Here is a 12,170-nt window from a genome sequence, read left to right on the forward strand (position 1 = left end):
ATAAATGTGAGTACTAATTTATAAAAATTATTTCAACAAAGATTTCTTAATCCTATTTATTTTCGTTTTTTATTCCTTTTTTTGCATAAATTTAAAAAAACGAATTATGAAAAAAATACTGATATTTGCTTCTGGATCGGGGACTAACGCTGAAAATATTATAAAATATTTTGGCGATAGATCTACTGGAACCGTGGTAGCGGTTTTTTCAAATAATTCAAAAGCAACCGTACTTGATAAAGCAAAAAAATTAGCAGTTCCGACGGTCATTTTTTCAAAAGAAGAATTAAATTCAGGAAATACGCTACAAAAGGTTAAGGATTTTCAACCTGATTTGATAGTCTTAGCTGGATTTTTATTAAAATTCCCTGAAAATTTGATTGAAGCCTATCCAAATCGTATTATAAATATACATCCAGCACTACTTCCAAAATTTGGTGGAAAAGGAATGTATGGGATGCATATTCACAAAGCGGTAGTGGAGAATAAGGAAAAGGAAACAGGTATAACTATTCATTATGTGAATGAAAACTATGATGAGGGTAATATTATATTTCAACAAAACGTTGCTCTTTCTGAAACCGATACGCCAGAATCGGTAGCGGTCAAAATCCATGCATTGGAACAAGAATGGTTTCCAGTTACTATTGAAAAGCTTCTAACCTCTAACCTCTAATATCATACTTTGGAATACGACGTACACATATATACGGATGGTGCTGCCAAAGGTAATCCTGGAAATGGCGGGTATGGAGTAGTCATGGAATGGGTTGGTAAACCTTATAGAAAAGAGTTTTATGAGGGATTTCGATACACTACCAATAATAGAATGGAATTATTGGGTGTCATCGTAGGTCTTGAAAAATTAAAAAAAGAGAATATTACTGTTTTAGTCATTTCCGATTCGAAATATGTTGTAGATTCCGTGCAAAAGAAATGGGTTTTTGGCTGGGAAAAAAAAGGATTTGAAGGAAAGAAAAACCCTGATTTATGGAAACGCTTCTTAGTTGTCTATAGAAAACATAAAGTAGATTTCAAATGGATAAAAGGACATAATAATCATCCTCAAAACGAAAGATGTGACGAATTGGCCGTTATGGCTTCGATGCAAAAACAGCTTTCTGTTGATGCTTTTTATGAAGCGATTGATTCGAAATAAAAAAAAAACAATAACGTATCAAATAATTTTTTTGATACGTTATTTAAAAGAATTATTTATTCTTTGTCTAATTCTTTGGCCTTGTTAAATCCTGCAAGCAGACCAATTCCAGCCATTGTGATAATGATTGCTGGGTACACGGCACCTTGATTTAAGGCAGTGTAAGTTGTAATTAGTAAAGCAATAAAAATCCCAATTCCACTTCCGATTAATAAAAAAGCTAGATTTAGAATAAATACTTTCCACATAGGAACACCTTTGCTGTTTCCTTCTAAAAAAATACTGGCATTTATGCCTTTTTCAATAAGTGCTAAACGCTCTCTGTTTCTTGTAGAATAAACAAGATAAACAATTCCAAAGATCATAAGGAAAAAACTCAAGGGGATTAAAATGTCTGGACCCATAATTATTTAATTTAAATGATTGATATTCCATATGACGAAGCAGATTTAATTTTGGTTACAGATTAGTCAAAAAAATATAATAAATTGTAACCTTAGTTGAATTAATGTCGTCTTAGTAGTATATGGATAAGTTAAGTGATCAGCATTATATCAATCAAATCATACGCGGGGACACAAATGTGTTTAGTGTATTGGTTGATCGTTATAAGGAAATGATTTTTACTTTGGCTCTAAAGATGATTAAAAACAGAGAAGAAGCCGAAGAGGTTTCTCAAGACACTTTTGTCAAGGTTTATAATTCTTTGAATAAGTTTAAGGGCGATTCAAAATTTTCGACATGGATCTATAGAATTGCCTATAATACCTGTTTGGATCGTCTGAAAAAGAATAAAAAGGATGAGAGTACTATTTCAATAGATGAGTTTTCGGATCATTTAGTTAAAACTCTTGATAATGCTTTGAGTGCTTTGGAAGATAAAGAGCGAAAACAAACGATTCAAAATTGCATGAATTTATTGTCAAGAGAAGAAAATTTTTTATTAACGTTGTATTATTTTGACGATCAGAATTTAGATGAGATTGCTAAAATTATGGATATTAATTCCAATAACGTCAAAGTGAAGTTATTTAGAAGCAGAAAAAAACTAGCGGTAATTTTAAAAAAGCAATTGGAACCGGAAATATTGGATTATTATGAAAGAGAGCGATAAAAATATTGAAAAATTTATAGATAAAATAATGGCGGAAAGCACTTTGGAGTCCCCGTCAATTGACTTTACTTCAAAAGTGATGTCACAAATTTTGGTTGCCCAAAAAAGTAAAATACAGAAGTACAAACCTTTGATTTCTATGCCTATTTGGGTTGTTATTTTAGGGAGTTTAATCTCTTTGATTCTCTATACTGCCTTTGGGAATGAGTCATACAATTCGGAAATAGGTCATTCGTATGTTGTAAATATTTCAAACATATTTTCAGAGTTCCATTTTTCAAAAAACACAATTTATGCTGTTTTAATTGTTCCTTTAATGGTGTTGGTGCAAATACCATTATTAAAAAATTATTATGACAAGAAGTTTCAATTATAAAATTTGGCTTTTTACAATTTATATGGAGAGTTTCTAATCCGTGCAATGCTAAAATGTTTTTATTCTATTTAAAGTGTCCAAAAGTCCAAAATATATTGTTAATTAATTGTAAGCCAGATTAATATATTAATAAAACTTTGTGCTTTCTAACCTTTGCAATATTGCAACTTAAGGACTATCTTTGCACCCTAATTCGAAACTCATATAATGAATAAATTATTGATTGTTGGAACAGTAGCTTTCGACGCAATTGAAACTCCTTTTGGAAAAACAGATAAAATTTTAGGGGGAGCAGCAACATATATAGGGATATCAGCTTCTTTTTTTAATGTAAAATCGGCTATAGTTTCTGTAGTTGGTGATGATTTTCCACAAGAATATCTAGATTTGTTAACAGACAGAAATATTGACATTTCAGGTATCGAAGTTGTTAAAGGAGGAAAAACTTTCTTCTGGAGCGGATTGTACCACAACGATTTAAATTCGAGAGATACTTTGGTTACAGAGCTTAATGTTTTGGCTGATTTTCAACCAAAAGTTCCTCAAGACTATAAAAATGCCGAAATTGTGATGTTAGGGAACTTACATCCTTTAGTGCAAAGCAGTGTTTTGGATCAAATGGAGACAAAACCGAAATTAGTGGTTTTGGATACTATGAATTTTTGGATGGATTGTGCTTTACCGGAATTATTGGCAATCATCAAAAGAGTTGATGTTATTACAATAAATGACGAAGAAGCGCGTCAGCTTTCAGGAGAATACTCTTTAGTTAAAGCTGCTGCAAAAATTCACGAAATGGGACCAAAATATGTGGTAATCAAAAAAGGAGAACATGGAGCGTTATTGTTTCATGGTGAAGAAATTTTCTTTGCTCCAGCATTACCGTTAGAAGAAGTTTTTGACCCAACAGGAGCGGGAGATACTTTTGCAGGTGGTTTTTCAGGATATATTACACAAAGTGAAAATGTATCTTTCGATAATATGAAGAATGCAATAATCCATGGTTCCAATTTAGCTTCTTTCAGTGTAGAGAAATTTGGAACGGAACGAATGCTTGATTTGGATAAAGAAGAAGTGGTCTCAAGATTGAAACAGTTCAAGTCTCTGACCCAGTTTGAAATAGAATTATAAAGTTCTTAAGCCTCTATATGAGGCTTTTTTTAATTAATTAAGTCAATATTTATAAGAAAGAGTACGAATTTGCATCGTATTTTTATAAAATAATAATTTAGAGAACACCATTAAATACCAATAACTACAAACAATAAAACAATGAGCGACGCTTTAAAACACGAATGTGGAATAGCTTTAGTTAGACTTTTAAAACCCCTTGAATTCTATAAAGAAAAGTATGGAACTGCTTTTTATGGTATCCAAAAAATGTATTTAATGATGGAAAAACAGCACAATCGAGGTCAAGATGGTGCTGGTTTTGCAAGTATTAAAATGGATGTAGAGCCTGGTGAGAGATACATTAGCCGTGTACGTTCCAATCATGCACAACCCATTCAAGATGTTTTCAAACAAATCAATGAAAGAATAAACGAAGTAATGGTCGAACATCCAGAGTATGCGGATGATGTTGCGCAATTGAAAGCCAATATTCCTTATATAGGGGAATTGTTTTTGGGACACGTTCGTTATGGTACTTTTGGAAAAAACAGTATCGAAAGTGTACATCCTTTTTTGCGTCAAAGTAACTGGATGCACAGAAATCTTATTTTAGCAGGGAATTTTAACATGACCAATGTTAAAGAGCTTTTTGAGAATCTAGTTGAATTGGGTCAACATCCAAAAGAAATGGCTGATACCGTTACCGTAATGGAAAAAATTGGTCACTTTTTGGACAAAGAAGTAATGCAGTTATACCAAGACTGTAAAGCAGAAGGTTATTCTAAAAGAGAAGCCTCGCCAGTAATTGCGGAGCGTTTGGATATTGCAAAAATACTGAACCGTTCGGCAAAAAATCTCGATGGAGGTTATGCTATGGCTGGTTTATTAGGTCATGGAGATGCATTTGTTTTTAGAGATCCAGCAGGAATACGCCCAGCTTATTTTTATCAAGATGATGAGGTTATCGTAGTGGCTTCTGAACGTCCGGTAATACAGACTGTTTTCAATGTTCCATTTGATCAAGTACATGAAATTGATCCAGGAAATGCTTTGATTATTAAGAAGAATGGTGACGTTTCTATGAAGCAGATTCTTACTCCAACTGTAAAGAAATCTTGTTCATTTGAACGTATTTACTTTTCAAGAGGAAGTGATGCCGAAATCTATCAGGAAAGAAAGAATTTAGGGAAACTTATTTTGCCAGCGGTATTAGAATCTATCGATAGTGATACTGACAATACGGTTTTCTCTTATATTCCAAATACTGCAGAAACTTCTTTCTACGGATTGGTGGAAGCAGCACAAGACTTTTTGAATCAAAGAAAGAAAAATTACATTCTTGAAAACAAAGATAATTTAACAGTTGACTCTTTAGAAAAATTACTTTCTGTAAAAATCAGAACCGAAAAAGTTGCCATAAAAGATGCTAAGCTTAGAACCTTTATTACCGAAGACAGTAGTAGGGATGATTTGGTAGCACACGTTTATGATGTGACTTATGGAGTAATTAAACCAACAGATAATCTTGTTATAATTGATGATAGTATAGTAAGAGGAACAACTCTTAAAATGAGTATTATTAAAATGATGGATCGTTTAAATCCAAAAAGAATTGTAATTGTTTCTTCTGCACCACAAATAAGGTTCCCGGATTGTTACGGAATTGATATGGCAAAACTAGAAGGGCTTGTTGCTTTTAGAGCTGCATTGGAGCTGTTAAAAGAAAGAAACTTATATCATATAGTTGATGAAGTTTATGCTAAATGTAAAGCTCAGGAGAATTATCATGATAATGACGTGGTAAATTATGTTACAGCAATATATGAGCCATTTGCTCCTCAAGAGATATCAGATAAAATTGCTGAAATGTTAAGTTCACCAGAAATTAACGCAGAAGTTAAAATTATTTTCCAAACGGTGGAAGATTTACATACTGCTTGTCCAAAAAATCTTGGAGATTGGTATTTTACCGGTGATTATCCTACTCCGGGAGGTAATCGTGTGGTTAACAGGGCTTTCATGAATTTTTACGAAGGAAAAGACGCTAGAGCATATTAATTCACATTACCGATAAACGGGTTTGTGTGTGTTTTATCGAATTTATTTCCAAAGTAATAAATCTCAAAGTATATTCGCCTACCATAATTTTAGTAGGTTAAGTTTATGGTAGATTTGGGGCAAAAAGGGTGAAAGTAAAATTTCACCTTTTTTATTGGAATAAAATCAAGTTTCCTTCTTGACTAAACAAATTAAGAATAAAATAACAAGTTAAATATTCTGAAAATCAGTAAATTAGCGAATAATCGTTTATTTACGGCATTCATCGAAAATATTTTCAATCAAGTGATTATCGACGTATATTTGAGTACCATAATTTTAGTAGGTTAAGTTTATGGTAGATTTGGGGCAAAAAGGGTGAAAGTAACATTTCACCTTTTTTATTGCTTAAAAATCAGATTTAAACAATTGAATTTCAATAATTTAGCAATTAAACGAGTATTTTTGATATTCATCGAAAATAATATAAAAAAAGTTTGATTCAATGTACATTTGACTACCATAATTTTTAGTAGGTTAAGTTTATGGTAGATTTGGGGCAAAAAGGGTGAAAGTAACATTTCACCTTTTTTATTGGAATAAAATCACGTATAATAGATTGATAATCAATAAATTGACAATTTAACGAGTATTTAGGGAATTCATCGAGAATAGTAGCAAAACAGTTTATTTCAAAGTATATTTGACTACCATAATTTTTAGTAGGTTAAGTTTATGGTAGATTTGGGGCAAAAAGGGTGAAAGTAACATTTCACCTTTTTTATTGAAATAAAGTCTCAGAAAGAGAAAAGAATATAGAGAATAGAAAAACGAGAAAGGTATAGACAAAAAAATAGACGAACAAACCCTAAGTTCATCCGTCTATTCTCTATATTCTTAACTCTATTTTTCTCCTAAACTATTTCTCTAAAGCAAAACGTCTAGATACTTCAGTCCAGTTAATAACATTGAAGAAAGCTTCAATATAATCTGGTCTTCTGTTTTGATAATGCAAGTAATAAGCATGCTCCCAAACATCCATTCCTAAAATTGGAGTTCCACCACAACCTACTTCCGGCATCAATGGATTATCTTGATTTGGAGTACCACAAACATCAAGTTTACCACCTTTTTGCACACATAACCAAGCCCATCCAGAACCAAATTGTGTAGCTCCTGCTTTAGCAAATTTTGCTTTAAATTCTTCAAAAGTTCCAAAAGAATTTTCGATAGCTTCCAGCAATTCACCTGTTGGCAATCCACCACCGTTTGGAGACATAACAGTCCAAAACAAGTTGTGATTGTAAAATCCACCACCATTATTGCGAACCGCAGCATTAGTTTTATCAAGGTTAATTAAGATATTCTCAATTGTTTTTCCTTCCAAATCAGTTCCAGCGATAGCCGCATTCAAATTTGTTGTATAAGCATTGTGGTGCTTTGAATGGTGAATTTCCATTGTACGAGCATCAATATGAGGTTCTAATGCGTCATACGCATAAGGTAATTGTGGTAATTCAAAAGCCATAATATAGTTGTTTAATGATTTATAAATATTTTATTCAAAATTAAACATTTAACTTTGGAATATAAAATTCTATTTTGTTATAATTCCATTAAATAAAATGATAGTACAATTCTGATTATTTAAATCCGAGTAATTAGGAGCTATTTCCTGCTATCCGCTTGTATCTTTTTCTTGCTAAAGGAGCAAGAAAAAGGATACCGCTTCTATCAGGGCTAGGCCATTAGGGATTTCAGGAAATATCAGAATAATTCACAAATAAAATAGTTAATAAACAATCTAAAATTCAAATGGAAAGACCTTCTTTCGCCATATACGATGCCTCCGCAGGTTCCGGAAAAACATATGCTCTTGTAAAAGAATACCTCAAAATAATTCTAACAGCAAATAAGAATGATGCTTACCGAAATATTCTGGCAATAACGTTTACCAACAAAGCGGTCCACGAAATGAAAAGCCGAATCGTAGGCAGTTTGTCCGAATTTGCCAAAGATAAACCAAATACAAAAGCTTCGGATTTAATGCAGGATCTATCCGTAGATACAGGGCTTTCGATAATTCAGATTAAAACTAAATCCCAACAAATCATCAAGCACATTATTCATAATTATGCTGCTTTTGATATTTCCACTATTGATAAATTTACACATAAAGTAATTCGTGCTTTTGCCCATGATTTAGGATTGCCCATGACTTTCGAGGTAACTCTGGATACCGAAAATCTGTTGACCGAAGCTGTTGACGCGATTATAGCTCAAGCCGGTGAAGATGAAACCTTGACTAAATTGCTCATCGATTTCACGATGGAAAAAACCGATGATGATAAATCTTGGGATATCTCGCGTGAAATTTTGGAAACGGGAAAATTAGTACTCAATGAGAACAACAGAAATGAAATCACTCATTTTCATGATAAATCGATAAGTGATTTTATAGCCGTAAAAGAAAAATTAGTTCAGCTTTGCAAAGATTTAGAAAAAGAAAATGCAAGCCTTGCTAGTGAACTATTATTGCTAATTGATAAAAATGCAATTGATTTAAAATCATTTTCAAGAGGGACTTTTCCCAATCATCTTCAAAGCATTGCAGATGGGAAATTCAATTCTAAAAACAAAATGTTTCGGGAATTCGAAGATATTGCGATCAATAAAACAGCAAAAGATCGAGCGCTAATAGAAAATATAATCCCAGAGTTGTTGCAAACTCTTCTTGAGATTTATAAAAACTTCGAGAAACGGAATTTCTATAAAGCCTTCCTGAAAAATATAACTCCTTTATCGTTGTTAAATACGGTTAGTAATGAATTGACAAAAATTCAAAACGAACAAAACGTACTTTCGATAACCGAGTTCAACGCGATTATTCACCGAGAAATCCAAAATCAGCCAGCTCCTTTTATTTATGAACGATTAGGAGAAAAGTATCGTCACTTTTTTATTGATGAATTTCAGGATACTTCCGAAATGCAATGGCAAAACCTGATTCCGCTTATTGATAATGCGCTTTCAGGTCAAGATGATTCGGGACAAAAAGGAACTTTAATGATTGTTGGCGATCCAAAACAATCCATTTACCGTTGGCGTGGCGGTAAAGCAGAGCAGTTTATTGAGTTAAGCAAAGATCAAAACCCGTTCAGCAATCCTGAAAAAAAGCTAGAGCATTTAGACAAAAATTATAGAAGTTATTCTCAAGTGATTGAATTCAATAATGACTTTTTTCAATTATTGTCGAATGAATTTAGCAATACTGATTATAAAGATTTATATGAAAATCACAGCCGTCAGAAGATAAACAATAAGGTAGGCGGTTATGTAAATATTTCTTTTTTGCCTGAAATAGAAGAACAAGAAGGTGACGATGAAGAAGTTTTGGATAAAACAGGACAATATGTTTTGGCTACATTAAATACAATTCAAAAAGTTGTAAAAGAAGGTTTCGAATACAAAGACATTGTAATTCTGACTCGCAAAAGAAGTCAGGGAATAGCCGTTGCCAATTATTTAACTGAGCAAGGCGTTCCTCTTTTATCTTCAGAAACATTGATGATTCAAAACGCAACCGAAGTTCGATTGATTATTCACATTTTAAAGTATTTGAAGAATAGTTCCGATTTGGAGTCAAAGGCTAACTTTTTGCAATATTTGGCACAAAACAAACAAAATGAATTGCCTGTTCACGATTTTATAGCCAAAGGAATGGAGTTGAAAGAGGAAGCAACTTTCGAGAAATGGCTTGAAAACTGCAACATCGAACTTTCTTTTCAAAACATTAGAAAAAAATCATTGTATGAAGCAGTTGAGATTATCATTTCGAAGTTTTTGAAAACGGATGAAAATTCAGAGGCACAATCATCGGCTACGGCTTATGTTCAATATTTTTTGGATATTGTTTTAGAACGAGATGTTCGTAATCAAGCAGGAATTTCAGATTTTCTGAATTATTGGGATAAAAACTCCGAGAAATTCAGCATTCCTTCTCCAGAAGGCACAAATGCTGTTCGTATAATGACCATCCATAAATCAAAAGGTCTGGAATTTCCAGTTGTAATAATGCCTTTTGCCGAAGAAGATTATAATAGAAAACCGAAAGACAAATTATGGCTTAATTCAAAAGAGCAGGATCTTGATATGCCGAAAGTGTTAGTGGATAATAGTAGCGCTATTGAAGAGTTTGGAGAAGAAGCTTCTGCGGTTTATAATTTAAAAAAGCAAGAAGAATTGTTGGATAATATTAATGTATTATATGTGGCTTTGACCAGAGCGGAAGAACAATTATATATTATTTCTCAAAATGTAAAGCCCAGAAAAGATGGAGAATATCCAAGTAATATGGCTTCATTTTTTATAAAATATTTGATTCAGCAAGGAATTTATGATGAAAATTTATTAGAATACACTTTTGGAAATCCGGCTAAGTTGTCCGATAATGAAAAACATATTGATACTTCCAAAAGCATTCCGGTAGTTTCGGAGGTATTGAATCCTAAAAATATAAAAATTGCACAAAGAGAAGCATTGATGTGGGGAACGCATCAGCAGGAAGCTATCGAATTTGGAAATGTGATACACGAAATACTTTCTTTTGTTGGAACAAAAAATGATGTCGAATTGGCAATCAATAAAGCAATTGAAAACGGATTGATTACAATACTTCAAAAAGAACTTGTTTACAATGCAATTATAGAAATAGTAAATCATCAAGATTTATTAGAACATTTTGCTGATGGAAACAAAGTTCTGAATGAAAAAACAATCATTCAAAAAGAAGGAGGAACAATTAAACCGGATCGAATTGTAATTAATAAAGCTAGGGAAGTTTTTTTATTGGACTATAAAACAGGGCTTCCTGATCCTAAATATAAATATCAATTGGAAAATTATCAAATGGCTATTGAGAAAATGGGCTTCAAAGTGCTAAAAAAAGCACTTGTTTATATAGGAGAAGAAATCGATGTAGTACATTTGTAAAAAAAAATAAATAATTTGTCAAATAGCGAAGTTTATAGAATATTTGTCTTTAAACTTTAAGTTTTAAAACCTAATAAAATGTACGGTAAAATACAACAACACTTACAGTCAGAGCTTCAAAGCATTGAAGATAACGGAATTTTTAAAAAAGAAAGAATAATAACTTCTCCGCAAGGAGCGGAAATTACTATTTCAACAGGTGAAACAGTTTTAAATTTTTGTGCCAATAATTATTTAGGACTCTCGTCACATCCTGAAGTAGTTCAAGCCGCGAAAGATGCGATGGATACACATGGTTTTGGAATGTCATCTGTTCGTTTTATTTGTGGAACGCAAGACATTCATAAAACTTTGGAAAAAAAGATAGCCGATTTTTACGGAACTGAAGATACTATATTATATGCAGCAGCTTTTGACGCAAATGGAGGGGTGTTTGAGCCTTTGTTTGGGGAAAATGACGCCATTATATCAGACAGCTTGAATCACGCCTCTATAATAGACGGAGTGCGCTTATGTAAAGCGGCTCGTTATCGCTATGAAAATAGCAATATGGAAGATTTAGAGCAACAATTGATTAAAGCCAATGAATCGGGAGCTCGATTTAAAATAATAGTTACCGATGGTGTATTTTCTATGGATGGAGTTGTGGCGCCATTGGATAAAATCTGTGATCTGGCTGATAAATATGATGCTTTGGTTATGGTTGATGAATGTCATGCAGCAGGGTTTATCGGGGCGACGGGTAAAGGAACATTGGAAGCAAAAGGCGTTATGGGTCGTGTTGATATTATTACAGGAACGTTAGGAAAAGCTTTAGGAGGTGCAATGGGAGGTTATACTACGGCTAAAAAAGAAATAATTGAGTTATTGCGTCAGCGTTCCAGACCTTATTTATTTTCTAATTCATTGGCTCCAGCTATTGTTGGAGCATCAATAAAGGTATTTGAGTTGTTAGAAAAAGACACTACGCTTAGAGATCAATTGGAATGGAATACTAATTACTTCAAAGCAGGAATGAAAAAAGCTGGTTTTGATATAGTAGAAGGGGATTCAGCTATAGTACCAGTAATGCTGTATGATGCAAAATTAGCTCAAACTATGGCTAATGAACTGTTGAAAGAAAGAGTGTATGTAATTGGATTCTTTTTCCCGGTAGTTCCTAAAGATAAAGCGAGAATTCGAGTACAGTTATCGGCGGCTCATACAAAAGAACATTTGGACAAAGCAATTGATGCTTTTGTGGCTGTAGGTAAGAGACTTGCTGTAATATAATTGTTAAAATTTGTGTTTGGGAAGTGTTTTATTTAACATTTTATTTTGTTGTTAAAGAAAATCGTCCTACTTTTGTTTCAAATTAACTAATTGTAATTAAAAATAAC

10 protein-coding genes are annotated in these 12,170 nt (G+C 32.8%); 8 read left to right on the forward strand and 2 right to left on the reverse strand.

Annotation, left to right across the window (positions count from 1 at the left end):
- Positions 1 to 106: 106 nt before the first annotated feature.
- A complete protein-coding gene (locus B0E44_RS13090) occupies positions 107 to 676 on the forward strand; it encodes a phosphoribosylglycinamide formyltransferase (RefSeq protein ID WP_077375908.1) in 570 nt (189 codons plus the stop codon).
- 9 nt (positions 677 to 685) lie between these two features.
- Positions 686 to 1,159: a ribonuclease HI gene (gene rnhA, locus B0E44_RS13095; protein ID WP_077375911.1), complete on the forward strand. Its 474-nt coding sequence runs from the start codon at positions 686 to 688 to the stop codon at positions 1,157 to 1,159.
- A gap of 56 nt (positions 1,160 to 1,215) precedes the next feature.
- Here rnhA and B0E44_RS13100 read toward each other — a convergent pair whose 3' ends face one another.
- Positions 1,216 to 1,563, reverse strand: a complete 348-nt coding sequence (locus tag B0E44_RS13100; protein ID WP_077375914.1) for a DUF6249 domain-containing protein — start codon at positions 1,561 to 1,563, stop codon at positions 1,216 to 1,218.
- A gap of 122 nt (positions 1,564 to 1,685) precedes the next feature.
- Here B0E44_RS13100 and B0E44_RS13105 point away from each other — a divergent pair, with 122 nt between their 5' ends.
- The 4 genes from B0E44_RS13105 to B0E44_RS13120 all read left to right on the forward strand — a co-directional run bounded on the left by B0E44_RS13105 (position 1,686) and on the right by B0E44_RS13120 (position 5,820).
- Entirely contained in the window at positions 1,686 to 2,273 is a 588-nt protein-coding gene (locus B0E44_RS13105; protein WP_077375917.1) for an RNA polymerase sigma factor, read from the forward strand.
- On the forward strand, positions 2,257 to 2,649 hold the full coding sequence (locus tag B0E44_RS13110) for a hypothetical protein (protein ID WP_077375920.1): 393 nt from the start codon (positions 2,257 to 2,259) through the stop codon (positions 2,647 to 2,649). Before B0E44_RS13105 ends, B0E44_RS13110 begins: the two co-directional genes overlap by 17 nt.
- A gap of 207 nt (positions 2,650 to 2,856) precedes the next feature.
- Complete coding sequence (locus B0E44_RS13115; protein ID WP_077375923.1) at positions 2,857 to 3,780, forward strand: PfkB family carbohydrate kinase; 924 nt, start codon at positions 2,857 to 2,859, stop codon at positions 3,778 to 3,780.
- Positions 3,781 to 3,921: 141 nt separating this feature from the next.
- Positions 3,922 to 5,820, forward strand: coding sequence for an amidophosphoribosyltransferase (locus B0E44_RS13120; RefSeq protein ID WP_077375926.1), 1,899 nt, complete (start codon positions 3,922 to 3,924; stop codon positions 5,818 to 5,820).
- An 898-nt stretch (positions 5,821 to 6,718) separates the two neighbouring features.
- Here B0E44_RS13120 and B0E44_RS13125 read toward each other — a convergent pair.
- Positions 6,719 to 7,327, reverse strand: coding sequence for a superoxide dismutase (locus B0E44_RS13125; protein ID WP_077375929.1), 609 nt, complete (start codon positions 7,325 to 7,327; stop codon positions 6,719 to 6,721).
- A 287-nt stretch (positions 7,328 to 7,614) separates the two neighbouring features.
- Here B0E44_RS13125 and B0E44_RS13130 point away from each other — a divergent pair, with 287 nt between their 5' ends.
- Together B0E44_RS13130 and kbl are read left to right on the forward strand one after the other, a co-directional pair.
- Positions 7,615 to 10,791 (forward strand): exodeoxyribonuclease V subunit beta, encoded by a 3,177-nt coding sequence (locus B0E44_RS13130; RefSeq protein ID WP_077375932.1) that lies wholly within the window; start codon positions 7,615 to 7,617, stop codon positions 10,789 to 10,791.
- 78 nt (positions 10,792 to 10,869) lie between these two features.
- Positions 10,870 to 12,063: a glycine C-acetyltransferase gene (kbl, locus tag B0E44_RS13135; protein ID WP_077375935.1), complete on the forward strand. Its 1,194-nt coding sequence runs from the start codon at positions 10,870 to 10,872 to the stop codon at positions 12,061 to 12,063.
- Positions 12,064 to 12,170 lie beyond the last annotated feature (107 nt).

It is taken from the genome of Flavobacterium sp. A45 (genome assembly GCF_002001005.1).
Lineage (GTDB): Bacteria > Bacteroidota > Bacteroidia > Flavobacteriales > Flavobacteriaceae > Flavobacterium.